This is a genomic window from Bacteroides timonensis (genome assembly GCF_000513195.1).
GTDB lineage: Bacteria > Bacteroidota > Bacteroidia > Bacteroidales > Bacteroidaceae > Bacteroides > Bacteroides timonensis.
The window spans coordinates 12,497-31,988 of record NZ_CBVI010000012.1; the positions used below are offsets into that span (position 1 = coordinate 12,497).

Here is a 19,492-nt window from a genome sequence, read left to right on the forward strand (position 1 = left end):
TCTCAATTATTAGTTTGTATATAAATTCAGTTCAATTTTTTCACCCGCTACAGTCGGTATTTGCAGATATTCTCCATAGAGAACGTCTGCTTTTCCGTTTTCCCGGATAACTTGCACAGGGCATCCTTTCCATGGATTCTCTATTTTACAGATACGTCCTTTCTCACTAACCAGAGTTACTCCCTGAATTAGTCCTTCTTTCAAAGTAGAAGTAACCAAAAACGCACCATAAGCTCTCAGATTCTCAAAAGATGCATCCTTCTTCTGATTCCAATTGGGGAAAACACGAATAACCCCCTCATAGCTTTGTAACAACATCTCATTAATAGTAAGAGGCACAGCGGCTAAAGTTTCGATGCCTCCCCCACCTTGCACAATCCAGGAATTGGGATATACATCCATCTCAATCCGCTTCTTCAAATAAGATAGAATCTTATCCGAGGGATACCCCACACGTACAGCTCCGGGATAACAAGTTTCAATTCCATTATTAGATGTATTTCCCCAATCATTCGGGTCACGTTGCTTTTCCGACCAATGTGCCACATCTTCCAATAAGATAGTATTGAAAGCCGCATCTGTCATGGGTCCCACAACACCTGCGGGGAGAATCAAGCCATGAATAGATACCCTGTTCAGCCCCGATGGGCGTACTTCTTTATCCTGAGGTCCCTTCTCCATATTCTTCAAACTTTGACGTCCGTCTTCTGTAATTCCTAATGGGTATTCACTCAGTTTATCCAAAATATCCTGCCAACGGGATTGACGTATCTTGTCAATGGAAAGGAAATCACTCATATCCATCACACCCTGAAACAGCATACGAACCAAACCCAACGAAAGAGTTGAATTAAAATCACCTAACCGATTACGCCAGACACCTCCATTGCGTTTATTAGGCATCACCTCGTTGAAATGATCCATACGAATGACATAACGTCCATTCTCTAGAGAGAGATAATCTTCCCAAAAATCCGCACAGGCCAGAAGATACGGATATACTTTACGGGCATACGCCTCATCATACGTACTGTAATATCGCATCAACATATTTCCAACACTAAACACCGCATTGATTTTCTGTCCCAGAAACTTATAACCACCATCAATTGTATTTTCACGAGTAGAATACTTTTCCTGCATTTCTTCAGGAGTTAACGGCCACATAGCTGTACATAAACCTTTAGGACCGATACCCACCGGATAATAGATACCTTTGCAATTCAGTAATTCCTGCGCATGCTTCCGTCCAGCCTCCATATAATCTAATAGAGGTTGATCAAAATTATCCGTCAGACTAATATGATTGGAAGAAAATGACGCCCAGTAAGGTGCCTGATAATTATAATTCAGATGATAATCACCTCCCCATGCCGCTTCGTCACGCGTAACAAATGGTCCCCATATACCAGGCGCAAACTTACCCTCACGGGAAGAACAAGCAAACAAATATTGCGACTGATAGTAATACTTTTCAAAATAACTATCACCTATATCAATATGAGACTGTTTCCAGAAATGATTCCACCAGGAACGGTGTTCTTTCCGTAATTGCTCAACACCCTCTTCCGTTACTTTCTCTGCTTCTGTAATTGCTTTGTTTTTCCAATCCGGTGTATCATGATTCGTATAAACAGATATAACCAATTGTACTTTCTTACCGGGAATCAAGAAGAATTCATCAGAACTTGAGTTTAGAGCCAATGCCACATGAGTAGGCCAACGCAGCAATTCCGTATTTTCAAAGGAACGACTTACCCACATTACTTTATCTTTGCCTCCCGCCGTAGCCGAAGTATTACTTTCCGCAGCCCATAGACGCAAATGGGCAGTAACGGCTTTGTCCGATTGCAATTCTATAATAATCTTATTATCCGTTGCAGCAACCCATGCAGACAAATTCAACTGACAATGAGGAGTTGTGAATTTAGTTCTGATTTCAGCAGATCCGGGCAATTGTTCCGCATAGTAAGTAGCTCCTTGCAGTTCTTTTATCTCTATATTCAGTCCACCCGGAAGCGCAATTCCTCCCGGATAAACAGGATAAGCCCTCCAAAAATCATTTTTACCAATATAAAAACAGAGTTTATCAGGAGTACCTCCCATTGTGATACCGATATCTCCATTACCGGCTAAAGGAGCATCCGGAGTTTTGGTAGTGGGAACATGCTGTGGGGATGAGGTAAAGACAGCTTTATAGTTATCAATGGCAAACTGAGCCTTCACCCCAATAGTGCTCAGCAATGCTACGCCCAAAATATAAGCCTTGTGTGTATTCATAGTCTATAATCATTTATCTAAAAACAAAAATAGACGTATCTTACCAACAAGGCTTGCAATATTATTTCAATCGTTTGGAGAAATGGTTCAAAATGCGTTTTTTAACAAATTAACCCACTATGAAAGTTGTTTTCCCCTTCTCTTTTCCTTCTGGAAGAGAAATACGTACCTTTTTATGATTCAACTCAAATTCTGCAACGTTTCTCTGTTGAGTCGGATCGGCATAGCTTATTATGTACCGACCGGATTCATTTTTCCGTATCATATAGATTCCGGGAGTTTGAACATTCAATATCAAATCCGTACTTACAGTTAATTGTACCGGCTGATAAGCGGCCACCCAACAAGTAGTATTTCCTTCACTATAGACAGCCTGAACAGTAGCATCATTACGGAGTATCCGTATATCCGATAAATTAAAAGCAGCCACATTTTCTTTGTCCATTTCGGGCAATATCAAATATTGATATGCGCCTTGCTTAGGTGCAACGCCATGCGTCAAATAGATGGCGGTCACCTCTCCATGTGTTTCTTCCGGGTGATACATTTGCATCACATCATACCATGATCCCGTACGTTTTGCTGTTTCAGCTACAACTTCATGAGTATTGCCCCATACAATATATCCTGTATGATCATGAAAATAGCGCTGTTCCTTTCCCTTAGCAGATTGCTTTGTATTCACAACATTCCATCGTGCATTTTCCCAAGAAAGCAGTTCCCCATTTTTATGACATTGCTCTATAGAAGTGGTAACAACAAGATTACTATCTGCTTGTATGCCAGCTCCCAAACAAAGAATAAAGTCATCCGTACAAACCCATGCCTTATGAGCCTTCACTCCGGAACGATCTAACTCCATAACGGTCATTCCTTGTTTTCCATCCGAAACAGCTCCTACAAAAGTTCCTTTATTACGAGGCTGATAACTTTTAATCAGAGGCATAGGCGCATTATCTTCGAAAGCTGTTACTCCCGGTAATTTCCGCCAGTCCCAAAGAGGAAAAATATCCAGATACTCCTTACCATCTTTATAAATATAAGTAGCTCCATCTGCCATATAATACCCTTTCATATTATCGCCATTCATCATTTCCGTACCGATAATACGGTCAGAAGCCATTTTTATAGACGCCATCCAGGAAGGACGGCGATGAATTGTATAATCCGACTGCCAGAAATGCTTATGTCCTGTAAGCACATTCACTGCAGGTGCAGGATAATTATCACGAAGCAAAGCTGTTGCCACAGCCACGCACTCATCTGATTCACCTCCACCTAACTCCGAGGCTGCAAATGCAAGACTCAGTGCTTTATGTACGGGAGCATGATGAAACAGTTGACGTCCCAAAGCATTCACATCCATCATTCCTTTCCAGATAACCCAACGATATCCCTTATCAATCAGTGTACTCAGAATACTCAACTGTTTATCATCAAATGCTAACGACGTCCCTGAAAATAGTCCAGAGAAGAAACTCATTCCAGATACGAACGAAAGCCCATAATTACCAAACTGCTGCTGAGCGCCATGCTGGTGAAAGCACCAATCGTCTTTTATACCTTCTGCCCCACCCTTGACTATTTCAGATGCAATGGTATCACGCGCCATCTTTACCAACTCATAATCATTCTGCAATAATGCACGCATCATCACATTTCCGGCAAGCCATACCTTATTCTGTCCGGTCATTCCAAACTTAGCATTTTCCATTACAGTAATAGCGTTCTGTTTCTCCACAGGGGTCAACTGATCTTCAAACAAGATAAAAGCCGTACCTAGTGTTTTAGGAACACCTATTTGATTATACCACCAGTTCAAACATACCGGTTTAGCAGTAAACCAATAATTCAAAGCTTTATGAATAGCCGCTTCCACCTCCGAAGAATGATAGTAGGAAGTCTGATCAGAATTATAGAGTTTTACCAGCTCCAGAATACGTTCCGCATGAATTTTAGGCTCCCAACCGGAACGCTTTTTGTCATCGTAATTAATATCCGGCCATGTTCCGGCTTCCGTGAAAGAAGACAGATAAGTTTCTATTTTCTTTAAATCAAAAGGATATCGCTGATGTAACTCTACCACAACCTGATCCGAAATCTCTGTTTCCGGTTGAATAGACGAAAGGATGGACAATAAGCCAAACGGATCTTTACCGGAAGGAACCAACATTCGGGCATAATTTTGCTTGATACACACCAACTCATCCACACCACTTGCCTGTACAGTAACAGATACAAGTAATAGACTAATTATAATCAGTTTACGCAAAACTTTCATTCCTGTTTATTTTTTCAATTGTTCTGTTTCCATTATAACAGCCGCCCACAATATACCGGCAACAGCCTCTTTGGCATTCAATATTTTGGGAACAGTAACATATTCTACAAAATTCTTTTTAATCACAACTCCATCACATGCTCCTATCACATCCAGTAAGCCTCTGTTATTCACTTGTATAAAAGGAAAGAGACTTTGATATCCCCTATATGCAACCGGAGTATATTCCTTTGCTTTTAAGAGCCCTAACTCTACACCACGCTGAATAGAGTATACAAACATAGCAGTTCCGGATGGATCTACAAAATTTAAAGGATTATCTCCCTTATCCACAACCATAAACCAACCGCCTGTCTTCTTATCTTGCACTTCTTTCAGCCCTTTACACATTTTCAGATAAACATCAAGAACCTGCTGATAATCCGGATGTGTTTTGGGTAGTAAAGCCAGTAGTTCAGGTACCACTAAAGTGTACCACCCCATGCCTTCACTCCATACCTCCGGTGACAGTCCGGTAGTTTTATCCGCCCACACAGCCTTTTCAGGCTCTGTAGTCCATGCATGAAGGATAAGTCCATCCGGACGTTGCAAATGACGGGCAGCAGCAATAATATTCCTGCATGCCACATCATAGCAATAATCGGTTTCCCCCACATATTGTGCACAACGTATAAGGAACATCTGCATCATAAAAACACCATCTATCCACATATTAGGACTTCGGTTTCCGTGCCAAAACTGTCCATCGGAGCTGGGATATTGATCCACAGCTTTCAATATTTGCAAGGCAGCTTTCTTGTATTTCTCATCACCCGTACGCCCGTATAATGTACAAAAGGCCGAACCGGTCATGAAATTATCGAGATTCGTCAATCCGCCTCCTTTGTAATTACCCGTTTCATCGACGAAATGATCCATATATTTCTTTATATATTCCAGATACCTGCTATCGCCTGTCAATTGTCCCAAACGGTCTATAGCCTCAAACATGTATCCCTGCACATATGTATAGTCTTTCCAGTAAGCCATCCGATAATCCGGATATCTCGCCATGACAGTTTCCGACAAAGGTATAGCCAAATATTCCGGAGTAACTCCGGGGGTATATCCCAGTTTAGCTTCCGGCACTCCCTGAGAAGTAGTTCGCCGATAGCGGGTAGTAGTTTCCTGAGAATGACCCGTACCGACTGCACATACGATACAAACTCCTACTATTATTTTCCGTGTTATTATCATAGCATCATTATTAATGATTAAATCCAAATCAACGGATTACGTACAGGCAGATTACGCACCACTTCATCGGTTACAGGGAAATGCTCTAACTTCTCCCATGCTGACTGCCAGTTTTTATTATGAATCTGTAACGCACCGAATATCAGGAAAGGATGTGCTACCGGCCATTCATCCCAATACATTACATCTTTCGTATAATTCCATCTTTCTTTATCAATGACATAAGGATAGATAAAATTAATACCTTTCTCCATATTCTTACCTCCCTCTGCCGTATAAATCCATAAATTATCATTCTTATCCGAAAGCGTCTGGCATATTGTTGCCATGGCATCCAGATTAAATAAAGAATAACCATAAGGTTTTGTACGCGCTGTCTCTAACGGAAAACTTCCGTCTTCTGCCATTTGCTTAGGTAAAAGTACTTCTTTATAACGCCGCTTACAAAAATCCATCATATCCTTATCACCGGCATAACGGGCAAATACAGCAGCCTGCATCACCCAACAGGTACCATGATTATTCTTAGCATTCATCTCGTCTATGCCATACTGATGTGTGAACATCCATTTCAAATAATCAGCAAACCACTGTTTAGTAGACTTTATATCATCCTTAGACAATACTCCAAGCTTTTCTAACTGCCATAACGATTGGGCTACTTCCATAAGATGTACCGTATCAATGATGCCAATACCACGTCCTGTAGCAATTCCCTTAATAGCTTGCGCATACTGCAAGTTAGGATTCATTTTCGTAGACTCATTCACAAACCAGGCACGCACATGCGCCAGTATCGCATCTACATATTCTTTATCCTGAGTCAATAAATAAGCAGAGGTCAGATTACCTACGATTGAACTAAAACGTATCATAGCATGACGATGAGCTACAAAATTATCCGGATTGGTCTCACCATCCCGACGCACATAAGGTCCGTCAGGGTTCAAAGTATCCGGCCACCAATAATCACCCTCCGAATAAAAATCATGTATATCCCCTGCACTTCGTTCCGCTATAAAGGCGGTAACCGTTACCGGCTCCTCCTTTATATTCATAGCGGCACGTTCCAGTATACCCTGCTTTAAAACGCACTTCACAAAATCTTTACCGTCTTTATCCGATGTACACGAAATAGCCAGAAAAGAACAGATCCCTAAAAATAACATACCTACCTTTTTCATAATCTTACTGCACCGTTATAAATGATGTTTGGACTTTATCAGCTTTTACAGCTACACAGGAAGTACCGCCTTGCGTACGAACCCGGATTTGTGCCCGCCCGTTACGTGCCTGTACCTTGCGGGAACCGGTTGCCGTGCCCTGATTCTGTATCAGTTCTCCGTCACCGGCAATATCGAAAGAAACAAAAACTCTGGAATCAAGACACCTGATACCATTACTATCTACCAGCTGGGCTTCAACTTCAACAATTCCGTCTTCTTTAGAAGTAGAAGTTACCCGGAATGCATGTTCTTTCCCCCACTTCTCGGTCTGATATTCAAAGCTCAATTCATCAGCAAGAACTTCTTTTCCAGCAGCCACTGCACGCAATGTATTCTGCCCCTTAGCAAGCTTCACATTCCAGCGCAAACCCGCAGCGGGAAAATCCTGACTATTACGCTTGCGTATCCCCTGGCTTTGTCCGTTCACAAACAGTTCCACCGATGGACAGTTAGAGTAAACCAAAACCTCTTTTTCTTCATCGGCATCTCCCCATCTCACAGGCCAACCATGCCCATAGATATGCACCATAGGCTTTTCTGTCCAATAGGATTGGAATACGTAATAGCTTTCCTTTTTCGTAAAGTCACGTTCCACCACTCCTTTCTGATTCATATATGGTACCGGATTATCCGGACGCACCGGTGTGGAAAAGTCCTTAAACGGCCAATAAGCAGCACCGGTCAGCCAAGGCATATTCTCCTGTTCCTTCAAATGCCAATCTATCAACTTAACGATATAACTTTCCGACCAGTCTCCTTTCTTCAAAACCAGAGCCGAACCGTTCAGAGCTGCATCGCCATCACTTTCACCTTCTTTTCGTATAGGAGCAGTAGCCTCCGCATGACGTCCGGCATGGCTATCACCACCCCACTCTACATGCAGAAAATGTTTCACCTTCTCCATTTCTTCTTTGGACATCTGCTGATAATCTGTATAAACCCCACGATACCAACCGGCCCAGATAGAAGGAGAATATACATCTACAATATCGCTACAGAATGCACAACGGCGAATTGCCGTCTTGCGTTCGGCATCAAGATGATGTGCCAGTGTATTCAACTCACTCATCAGGCTCCGTATCTTGCGTTGTTCAAATTCAGGAAAGTCATTCGGCCAGTCATTCTCATTACCCAATCCCCAGATTATCACTGAAGGGTGGTTATAGTGCTGGGTTATCATATTCGTCAACATACGTTTCGCTTGTCCGCGATAAGTTTCATTGCCCACACCACCACGGCACCAGGGAATTTCTTCCCAAACCAGAATACCCAGTTCATCACAAAGATTCAAAATGATTTCAGATTGCTGATAATGTCCCAGACGGATGAAATTCACCCCCATCTCTTTCATCATTTTCATTTCCTGTATCATCTGCTCCTCGGTCATGGCAGCAGCTACTCCTGCATGATCCTCGTGCCGGTGTGTTCCCCGCAACAAGAGGCGCTTTCCATTCAGCATGAAAGGCCCCTTATCTATAAACTCAAAAGAACGGAAACCGAAACGTTCACTCGCTGTCACTTTCTGTCCATTAGCAGTTACAGTAACCTCGCAAGTATATAATACCGGATGATCTACATCCCAAAGTTGTGGTTTATCAATCTGAATACCCAACATATCCAAATCTCCCAACGGAGTTATTTTATCCAGCGTACGGGTAGATACCACTTCACCTTTAGCATTCTTCACAGTAACTTCCACCAGTGCTTCACGCACATCCGCAGGATTATAGAATGTACCGGATACCTTTAACATCCCCTTTTTCAATTTAGCGTCCAATGCCGGTTCTATCCGGAGAGACGCCACGGAGACTTCCGGAAGATACACCAGATTCAGATAACGGTAAATGCCGCCATACAAATTGAAGTCCGATAAATCCGAAGGTATCATTTCAGCATCCCGGGTATTATCACAACGAATACTCAATGGAATTTCACCTCCAAAACGTTCAGCTTCTTTGCTTGCCAGAAAAGTTCGCACGGCATCTGTTATATCTACATTCCAACTATCATATCCACCGACATGACTCCCCACTTTGGTCATATAAACATATACATCCGTCTTCTGTCCCGCTCCTTCGAATTCCAATACCACCCGTCCGTTAGGATATGGATTATCCAGCTTCAGGCGTGTTTTATACCACCCCGGCCCCTGATAGTAATTCAAATCCGGATCGACAGCATCCTCCGCATTAAAGCAATGGGGCAACGTAACTTTTGTCCATATAGGTTGTTCTTCCGGCTGGCCTTTCTTTACAGGGCGTACCAGTTCCCAGATATTGCCCACATCCTGACGGAGAAACTCCCAGTTATCCGTTAACCGGATCTTATTGCCCATCACAGGTACCTTCGCAAAGGTACCTGCAACAAAGCAACTCATCACTAACAATGCAATTATACGTCTCATACCTATTGATTCTCCACATTTACAGAATAGCCGTACCTTCTTTCTCTAATTTAGCTTTCTTAAGCAAAGCTTCCAGGAAGTAATAGTCTGCATAAACCAAAGGCACATCTCTCTCAAAGTTGTGCGCACCTGTGCTGTGCAAGAGTAAGAATCCACGGTCACCATCCAATTGCGCACGATAGTTCTTGCTTAAGCTCTCAACAATCGTATCCGCCCATTTCTTGTATAATGCTGCTTTCTCCGGATTGTACATGGACAATTCGTACATGGCACAAGCCATCACTGCGGCAGCAGAAGCATCTCTCGGTTCGTTCGGAATACCCGGAGCATCAAAGTCCCAATATGCAACCATATCTTCCGGCATGGTAGGATTGGTAAAGATGTAATTGGCTATATTCTCAGCCTGCGACAAGAATTCTGGAAGTTTCGTTTCACGATAACACATGGTATAGCCATACAAACCCCATGCCTGACCTCTTGACCAGGCAGATTCGTGATTGTATCCCTGGTGCGTATGCTTATGAAGTACGTCGCCGGTGATTGTATCATAATCGATTACATGATAAGAGCTATAATTATCGCGGAAATGATTTTTCATTGTAGTGCGGGCATGTGTATTCGCAATGTTATAATACACGGAGTCACCGGTTTCCTTAAATGCCCAATACAGCAATTCAAGGTTCATCATATTATCAATGATAACCGGACATTGCCACTTGTCCCGACTGTGATCCCAAGAACGGATACAACCAATTGTAGGCTTATAGCGGGTAATCAATGTGGCTGCAGATTCCAGCAGAATATCTTTGTAGTTCGCATCATTGGTCAGGCGATAACCATTACCAAAGCTACAGTACATTTTGAATCCCATGTCATGCGTTCCACCATTCGTTTTCTGGTCTTCTATATTAGCAGTAAACGCCTGTGCCTGCTTCTTCCAAAAATCATCTTGTGTATACTCATACATATACCACAATTCACCGGGAAAGAAACCACTGGTCCAGTCTCTTGATGCTACCAGGCGCAAGGCACCGTTATCTTCTATCGTGCGGGGAGAAACCGGCTTCCTTTTCAGTTGTTCCTCCGGCATGCTTGCTTTAGCAGAATCTATTTGCGTAAATGCATACTTCAACTGCTGTCCGGCAAAATCAAAACTGTCTTCTACGACATCCATTTCTTTTGTCGCTTGGCTGCATGCTCCACATACGACCAATAACGATACTAATCCTGTTTTAAATTTCATAATAATTATTCTTACTAATGTTGATATTGATTTAAAGATTAAATTCTCCATAAAAAGATTGCGCTAAGATAGGCGATTTATCTTAGCGCAACTTTCAATATTGTCTTATTCATTTGAGATTCTATTCCAAACGATATGTAAAACATAAGCTATTTGGGAGTTTCTCCCTTATCATTATGCCTTTGTACCCACTCTGAAGGTGAATAGCCATAAAATGACTTGAAGCAATTGGTGAAATAAGCATGGCTATTGAAGCCCGTGTAGACCGATATTTCAGACACCGTATAATTGGATTCCAGCAAGAGTTTGGCAGCTATCTCCAAACGTTTATTGCGTATCAACTCTGTTGGAGAAAGTTCCGTTACAGCTTTCAGTTTCCGGTACAGGTTGGCACGACTCAGACCTAACTCTTGGCTCAACAAGTCCACCCCAAGCTCCGGATTAGAGATATTCTTCTCTATAATCTCAAAGAAGCTCTGCGTAAACCGATCATCCCCCGAAACAATCTCGATACCCATCGCTTCCGGAGAGAACTTCTTTCCATATAGTTTCTTCAGTTTCTCACGGGATTCCAGCAAACTGTTGATACGGCAAATCAACACATCCATACTAAAAGGCTTCACAATATAGTCATCAGCGCCCACCGAAAAGCCTTCCTTGATATGAACCACCATGGACTTGGCCGTCATCAGTACTACCGGAATATGCCCAAGCTGTAAATCCTGCTTCACACGTGAGCACAGTTCCAATCCGTCCATCTGTGGCATCATGATATCACTCAGTATCAAATCCGGATATTTCTCCAGACTCAGTGCCAGTGCATCCTTACCATTGTTTACATCCAGCACATAGAAATAAGGATCCAGACATTCTTTGACGTAAGCTCTTACTTCATCATTATCTTCCGCCAGAAGTACAGTCCACTTCTTCTCTATCTCAAAATGCATTTCCTTGGCTGACGGGATAACGTCCTCCACTACCTGCTCTTCATCATCCTCCACCAACTGCTCTTTGCCGTAGACAGAATTGCTGATCGGAATATAAACCTTGAAGATCGTACCTGTAGGCTGATTATGGGATACGGAAATAGCGCCTTTATGCAGAAGTACGATTGAGCGTGTCAGACTCAGACCTATACCCGTACCTACATTCTCTTTATTGTCATCTTCACCCTGATAAAAAGGTGCAAATATATTCTTCATATCTTCCTCCGTAATACCCTTCCCGGAATCTATAACCGAGAGACAGGCAAACTTGGTATCAGCAGGCATCTTATTCAATTCCGCCTGCTGTTCCGACAGAAGTTCGGCAAAGGTACACCGGGACAATGAAAACACAACTTTACCATTATTCGGAGTAAACTTCATCGCATTGGACAAGAGATTAAAGACCACCTTTTCTACGATAGACTTATCAAACCATGCCGACATTCTCTCCTCACTCTTCTCAAAAGTAAATTCTATGGATTTCTTTGCTGCAAGATGGTTGAAGGCATAGTAAATCTCTTGCAGGAACAGGTTCATATCCGTTTTAGCAATATGCAATTTCAATTTACCCTCCTGATTCTTGCGCAGATCCATCAACTGATTCACGAGCAGCAACAGGCGTTGGGCATTACTGAATATCAGGCTCAGCTTATTCTTCACACTGGAAGAGAATTCCGGCATAGACACCAGATCCTGTAAAGGTGCAATAATCAGTGTAAGCGGAGTGCGGAGTTCATGGGAGAAATTGGTAAACATACGTATCTTCGCCTGATGGAACTCTTCCAGTTGCAGTTTCTCCTTCTGTTTGAATTGCAATTCACGCTCCAGCTTTTGCTTCTTCGATATATAATACATGATGAGTGTCATTATAAAGACAAAAGCAATGGCATAAAACAGGTAGGCATACCAGGTTTTCCACAAGGGTGGATGCACAATGATGCGTATCTTACGTGTCTGTTGACTCCAGACTCCATCATTATTAGAAGCCTTCACTTCAAATACATAGGTTCCCGGACTTAAGTTCGTATAGTAGGCTTCCCGACGATTGCCAATATAATTCCAATCTTTATCGTAGCCTTTCAGGAAAGTGGCATACTGATTCTGCCGGGCAAAAACAAAGTTCAGTGCGCAGTAACCGATAGAGATATTATTCTGATTATAACTCAGCTCTATTTCTTCCATACCGTCCAGCACGGTGTCCAATATCCTGGTTTCGTCTTCCGGTTCAATCACCTGGTTATTCACTACCAATTTCGTGAATACCAATGGCGGTACAAAAGAGTTTAGTTGCAGCTCCTGCGGGTTAAAGGTCACAAAGCCGTTGTTACCGCTAAAGCAGATTTCACCATTGGGCAGCAACAAACCACTATGGGGAGTAAACTCATAGACTCCGATTCCATTCAGAGAATTGTAATTGGTAAACTCCTCTGTCTTCAGATTGTATTTTGAAATGCCATTGTTCGCGCTGATCCATAGGTTATTGTCGTTATCCTCCACAATGGAGCAGATATCATTCTCTATCAATCCCTGTTCCTTCGTTACGGTCTTTACGATTCCTTTCTCTTCATCGTACAAAGCGATACCGCCGCCGAACGTACCAATCCAGATACGGCCGGAACTATCACGCACAATACCCGTCACGTAATTACTAAGCAACCGGTGAGGCTCTTTCTCATCCGTATCATAGTAAACCACCTCTTCCCTATTTACATCGTACTTTATCAGACCATCATTGCGGCTGCCAATCAGCATTACCCCATCACGCAACTTCAGTATGCAACGCGAACTGGCAAACAGACAACTGTCCTTTCCGCCATTAATAGGAAAGTGTTTCTGAAGTTCCTTTTTATCCGACAAGCGCATCACTCCCATACGCGAATCGGAAGTTATAATCCACAGACTGTCATCCTTATCACGAAGCATGGAGTAAATGGACATTTCCCCCGGTAGCTGATAATAGAACGTATATTTCTTAGTACGGGTATTGAATTGATAGATAGATCCCTTATTCGTTCCGCACCAAAGTATATCATCTTCCAGCAGAAGCCCTTTTATAATATTCTGGCTGTACTGCAACTTTGAAGCCTTATCTATCGGATAATACGCATACTGTCTGTTTTCCAGATTATAATCGAGCAGCCCTCTGCCCTCCGTTGCCATATATAAAGAACCGCCGGGAGTAGAAACCATACAACCGTATATCCCAAACAATGCATCAAACACCGTAGCAGGATCATGGAAATCAAAGCGGTTGTTAAAGCGGCTGGAGAAACTCACTCCGCCGGCATACGTCCCCACCCATACCGTCTGACTCCTGTCTACAAACAACGAATAAATGGAAAAGTGACTCAGATTCCCCTTTTCAAGGGAAGCATCCGTATGTTTCCAGAAAGAATTAGTGGAGAGATCAATGGTGTATAGCCCGTCGAACGTACCGATAAGCAACATTCCGCGCAACTCTGATATGGCTCTGACGCTATTGCTCGTCAGGATACTGTTACCCTTATGATAGGTCACCATTTCCTCTTTCTCAAAGTTTATGCGATACAATCCGCTCAGTCCGCTTCCCACCCATAACGTTCCGTTTGAATCTTCATAGATAGTAGAGATGCTATTGCCAAGCAGATGAAGCCCCGGCGTCCGGGTAGTCAGCTGCCGTTGCACTTTCATGTTCATATCGCAGACAAACAGGCCTTTCGTAGAAGTACCTATCAGAATCTGATGCTGCTTCGTTTCGTAGACTACAGAGATAAATTCATCTTTGATCTTCCCGTTCAGGTCTATACGCTGAAATACATCCATTGCAGGCACATACAGGTACAGCCCCTTGGTAGTTCCTATCCAAAGGCGATTACGGGAGTCTACCGTCAGGCAGCGTACTTCACTTTTGGCAAAAGCGCCGTATCGTTCGTCAACAAACGGCTTGATACGGTTGTTTTTCAGGTCGAGTTTATTCAATCCGCGTGCCGTACCAATCCACAAATTGCGGTCGTTATCTTCGGCTAAACTCCAGATATGATTATCACTCAGGGTCAGAGAGTCTTTCGGATCATGTTTATAGATCACGAACTCGCTGCCATCATAACGATTCAATCCGTTGCGCGTACCAAACCAGATGAAACCTTTGGTATCCTGGAATATTTTAAGCACAGATATCTGAGACAAACCATCTTTCAGATTCAGGTTTGAGAAGTAGAAGTTCTCACTGTTCTGCGCGGTTACTTCCAGGGTCGCCAACAAGGTTATCAGCAAAAGAATATGTTTTCTCATAGGTTTCTTATATGTCTCCATTCCATAGTATTTTAGCAGATCTAAACTCTATGGCAAATGTAGACAATTTGCTCCTGAGGGGTTTGAAAGATCGTTCCAAATGCTTGAACTATTCGCTCAAAATAACGTATACAGGCCTATTCGTCAGCTTCTTCCTCGCTTGCCGGAGCCTCGCCCACCCTGAGCACTTTATGGTCCACCCACCGCACCGGTTCTTTCAGCGGTGTAGGTTTGGTGCAGCACTGCGATGTAACGGCCAGTAGATAGGTTCCATCGGGCAAGTCCTTGGGCAGACGGAAGAAAAGGCGCGAACGGGTGTTCATACTCCCCAGCTCTGCGGCAGGGAAATGGTGTATCACTTCTTCAGTTTCCGCATCCAGCAGTTCCACTCCGCGCAGGGGCGAATCACCGTTCATCAGCAGCAGGCGTCCTTTGAGGACGACGTAGCCTCCGGGGGTGAGGCATTCGTTGTGCGTGCCGCTTTCCATGTCGTGTACATCGAAGATGAAGGGACCTCGCTGCAGGGAGTTCTCTACGTGGAAGAGAGGGTCTTCGAATGCTTTTTTCAGTTCGGTGCTCAGGGCGTAAGAGAGCGATGCCTGATTCTGTGCACGGGCGGCGGGGTTGATGCGGTTGAAATTCCACATACCACGTACGACGGGGGTGAGTCGCCCCATAGGCGTGTTCAGAGCATAGCCGTCTACAAGCGCGTCGCGGGCAACGGACATGAGTTGGTTTACAATCAGTTCGGTGTCGGCGGCACGGTAGATGCCCCGGCTGCGCTCTTCGAGGATAAGTGCCAGGTCATGCACATCGAGTGTGCCCCGCAGCACGACGCGGGGATGGAGGTCGTCACTTTCTTTCAGGTTGTAGTGCTGGAGGCGGACGCCCCATTCTACGCGTTTCTTGTATTTAGCCATAATGATGGAAAAGTTTTATTCAGAGAGGTAAAGGTAGGCAATGCGTGTGAGAGTATGATGGTAATGGCGGTTAAAGTGTGTGAAAGGGTAAGGATGAAGTTCATATACGCTCCGATATAATGTTTTATACCGAAGCGTATATTAAATTATACCGCACGGTATATTTATTTATATCGCTCGGTATAAATAGATATACCGCACGGTATAATTAGATATACCGGATGATATAATTCAGTATATCGGATGATATATATACTTCCTCCTTAGGCTGTAGGAAGGTATAACAACAGTAGGAAGGGAGGTATAAGACGCTAAGAAACGGCACACCTGTTAGAAGGGAGATTGAGGAGTATATAAATGATAATTTATCGCGCTTTGCGCGATAAATTATCATTTCCCAAAACGCGCCCGCTTATACCCTGCATAAATCATCAGTGCAAAAGCGCAGGCATACGTAATGAAGACGGCAGTCAGTCCCGGCGGTGTATCACCTCCGCCATACGAATGAAGACCGGACAGATAGTAGTTCACACCGAAGTAAGTCATCAGTACCGAAGCAAGGCCCAGTACGGACATGACGCTGAATGCATAATCCGAACGGAGAACGGGAAGAAAGCGTGCATGCAGGATAAAAGCATAAACCACCATCGTAATCAATGCCCAAGTCTCTTTAGGGTCCCAGCCCCAATAACGTCCCCACGACTCATTTGCCCAAACAGCACCGAGGAAGATACCTGCCGTCAGCAGATAAAGCCCTATATGCAGGGACATTTCATTGATGATGCGGAGTTCGCGGATATGGGGCTGCAACAAGGCTACTTTCGACGGATTGCCGGCACTCATGAATGCAAGGGTAAGCATACCGAGCAGGAAACTGATACCAAAGAAGCCATAACTTGCCGTAATTACAGCCACATGTATCATCAGCCAATAAGACTTCAACACCGGAACCAGGGGAGTGATTTCGGGATCCATGAAGTTCAGGTTCGCAACAAACAGGATGATACCTGCGAAGAAAGCCGCCAAAGCCAACGTCGTGGAGGAACGCTTGATAAACAAAAGTCCCGCCAACGCTGTAGCCCAGGCTACATATATCATGGACTCATAAGCATTGGCCCAGGGAGCACGCCCGGATATGTACCAACGGATGCCGATTCCGGAAGTATGCAACAAGAAGATCAGCACGACCAACGCCACCAAGGGAATGATAACGGTTTTAACCCAGCGTCTGGGTTTCAGCAACTGCCCTACCACGAATATCAATAATAACAGTCCGGCCGTCATATACCCCATAGCCGACCAGAAGAACAAACGTGCTTTATTATAAAACAATTCCCACGACACTTGCTTCTCAGTCAGCAAAGATGTGGCGCTCTGCTTCTGTTGATACACGTTCATCATGGAAAGCACCTCTCCCGCGCTCTCCCATGTACCGGTACGCAAGGCATCAAAAGCTTCTCCCAGATACCACGGCATGATTTTCGATACAAACAGAGAGTCTTTCCCTGAATACACACTCAGATCATCTCCCGGAGAATACCATTTGCCACTCGTATCTCCCGGCAACGGGAACAGTGCAAACATCTTTCCTTGTTGCAGGGAATACAGGATATTAATCTTTTCGTCCAGCTTCAGCAGGTCCTTTTCAAGCCGCGAACGTTCGGCTGCCGGACGGGAATATGCCTTGTCTACGGCATCGGAAATCAGATAGCTGCCATCTTCACTGAATACATCAAAGAAACGGATATATTTACCTTCGGGCAGAGCGTAGGCTTGCGGCAATTCTTTATTAGCCTGGCGGATAAAAGGAATATTTCCCCAGTAAGACGGATTCATAAGAAAACCGATAATGACCTGTTCGGAACTAAGTCCTTCGAAAGTACCGCTGCGGTAGATCTTGCGCAAGAGTTTGTCCGTATACGTATCTACAGGTTCAATACGGCCTGTAGGACATTGTATCTGCATTCGTCCCCATTGTTCGGCCTGTTCCGCAGGGATGGTGTTCTTCAGCAGATGTTCCGTTTCTGCCTTTTGCGCAAAAGAAAGGGTGGGAAGAAAAGCCAGTAGCAAAAGAGGAGTCACCCGTTTCAATTGTTTTGCCAGTTGGCGGAAACGGGACTTTTTATCTGCCAGGGTCAGTAACATACCGGCAAGCAGCAGCAAATATCCGGCATACGTAATACCTGTTCCTGCCGTATCATTATTGACGGTCAAGATGGTGCCCTGTTCATCGGCATCATAGGAAGACTGGTAGAGCCGGTATCCCTGCTCGTAAATCACCTTATTCATGTAGATGTGTTCTCTCCGCTCTCCCTCTTCCGTATGAATGGTAAGGAAACTCTCAAAAGAAGAAGGGCTGTGAGAACCAGGATAACGAACTAACTTAAAGTCATCCAGGCGGATGGAAAAAGGCAACGGGCGTTGGTCTTCCGTCGTACGCATATGGGACACGGTTTCTCCTTCCCTGATATGCACAATGCCCTCAAAACCGAACATATTGGTCACCAATGCTCCCAGCAAGATTACAATAAAAGAGATATGCAACAGTAAGACTCCATATTTGCGCTGGCTCCACAGACGTGCTTGCCAGGCAGTAGCGCAGAAATTGAGAATCAAAAGAAATTGCAGAAGATAGAAAAGCGGATTGTTATAGATTATTTCCCTTGCCATCGCCGTCCCTTGCGCCTTCTCGACAAAAGTTGCGGCAGCCAGCAGGATCACATAATGCACCAGCAATATCAATGTTATCTTCCACGAGGTGAACATCGCTTTCAGGGAGGAGCTTACTTTTTTCATGTGCGGATATATCCTTTCAATTGTTTTATGATCTATCTGTCATTCTATTGAAACATTATCATTCTATTGAAACCTTCAACGTAGCCAACAATTCTGCCAGTGCCGGTGGTGTCAGTTGCTGGGCGGCATCAGAAAGAGCTTTCTGCGGACAGCAATGCGACTCGATAAACAGACCGTCGGCGTGCAAAGATATGGCTTTCCCGCAAATAGCCGCCAATAATTCACGTTTTCCTCCGATATGACTCGAATCACAGTAGAAAGGCAATTCAGGAAAATGAGTATGAAAACGCTCCGCCAACTCCCAAAGGGGGGCATTGCGGTAAGGAGAACTATCTACCGTGCAGAAGCCACGATGAATGATGCGGATGTCTTTCAGTCCGGCCTGTTGAAGGCGTTCTACCGCACCAATCCATAAGTCTACGTCGGGACATACAGGATTCTTCACCCATACCGGCATATCGCACCCGCGCAGGGATTCTGCCAGTTCGTGCATCATAAAAGGGTTGACCGTAGTACGTGCACCAATCCAGATCATATCCAGACCGGCTTTTTGTACAGCTTCCACGTGGCAGGGAAGTGCCACCTCAGTCATAACCCGAAGTCCCAGTTCTTGTTGTATCTCTCGCATCCAGTCCAGTCCTTCTTCGCCAACTCCCTCAAATGTTCCACAGCGCGAACGGGGCTTCCACAAGCCGGCACGCAAAGTGCCAACACCCATCTCTTTCAGCCCTCTTGCTGTTTCCAACATCTGTGTACGACTTTCCGCACTACACGGACCGGCCACTAAACCTATAGTTTTCATATTATAATAGTTACGAGTAACGAGCTACAAGCTACGAGTGACGAGCTA

General features: G+C 44.2%; 10 protein-coding genes. All 10 read right to left on the reverse strand.

Annotated features, from left to right (window positions below; genetic code table 11):
- Positions 1-9: 9 nt before the first annotated feature.
- The 10 genes from BN161_RS03555 to BN161_RS03600 all read right to left on the reverse strand — a co-directional run bounded on the left by BN161_RS03555 (position 10) and on the right by BN161_RS03600 (position 19,444).
- A complete protein-coding gene (locus BN161_RS03555; RefSeq protein ID WP_044263211.1) occupies positions 10-2,280 on the reverse strand; it encodes a glycosyl hydrolase family 95 catalytic domain-containing protein in 2,271 nt (756 codons plus the stop codon).
- A gap of 109 nt (positions 2,281-2,389) precedes the next feature.
- A complete protein-coding gene (locus tag BN161_RS03560; RefSeq protein ID WP_044263213.1) occupies positions 2,390-4,561 on the reverse strand; it encodes a polysaccharide lyase 8 family protein in 2,172 nt (723 codons plus the stop codon).
- Positions 4,562-4,567: 6 nt separating this feature from the next.
- On the reverse strand, positions 4,568-5,797 hold the full coding sequence (locus BN161_RS03565) for a glycoside hydrolase family 88/105 protein (RefSeq protein ID WP_052356165.1): 1,230 nt from the start codon (positions 5,795-5,797) through the stop codon (positions 4,568-4,570).
- A 17-nt stretch (positions 5,798-5,814) separates the two neighbouring features.
- On the reverse strand, positions 5,815-6,981 hold the full coding sequence (locus tag BN161_RS03570; protein WP_044263214.1) for an alginate lyase family protein: 1,167 nt from the start codon (positions 6,979-6,981) through the stop codon (positions 5,815-5,817).
- Positions 6,982-6,985: 4 nt separating this feature from the next.
- Positions 6,986-9,427 carry a glycoside hydrolase family 2 protein gene (locus BN161_RS03575; RefSeq protein WP_044263216.1) on the reverse strand — a complete coding sequence of 814 codons (2,442 nt, stop codon included), beginning with the start codon at positions 9,425-9,427 and terminating at the stop codon, positions 6,986-6,988.
- 19 nt (positions 9,428-9,446) lie between these two features.
- Positions 9,447-10,670 carry a glycoside hydrolase family protein gene (locus tag BN161_RS03580; RefSeq protein WP_044263219.1) on the reverse strand — a complete coding sequence of 408 codons (1,224 nt, stop codon included), beginning with the start codon at positions 10,668-10,670 and terminating at the stop codon, positions 9,447-9,449.
- Positions 10,671-10,819: 149 nt separating this feature from the next.
- The gene (locus tag BN161_RS03585) at positions 10,820-14,926 is read right to left on the reverse strand and encodes a hybrid sensor histidine kinase/response regulator transcription factor (RefSeq protein WP_044263334.1); all 4,107 of its coding nucleotides are present in this window, start codon (positions 14,924-14,926) and stop codon (positions 10,820-10,822) included.
- 137 nt (positions 14,927-15,063) lie between these two features.
- Positions 15,064-15,846, reverse strand: coding sequence for a DUF4469 domain-containing protein (locus tag BN161_RS03590; protein WP_044263221.1), 783 nt, complete (start codon positions 15,844-15,846; stop codon positions 15,064-15,066).
- Between the two features lie 390 nt (positions 15,847-16,236).
- Positions 16,237-18,642 (reverse strand): c-type cytochrome biogenesis protein CcsB, encoded by a 2,406-nt coding sequence (ccsB, locus tag BN161_RS03595; RefSeq protein WP_044263223.1) that lies wholly within the window; start codon positions 18,640-18,642, stop codon positions 16,237-16,239.
- A 58-nt stretch (positions 18,643-18,700) separates the two neighbouring features.
- Positions 18,701-19,444 carry a DAHP synthetase I family protein gene (locus BN161_RS03600; protein ID WP_044263225.1) on the reverse strand — a complete coding sequence of 248 codons (744 nt, stop codon included), beginning with the start codon at positions 19,442-19,444 and terminating at the stop codon, positions 18,701-18,703.
- Positions 19,445-19,492 lie beyond the last annotated feature (48 nt).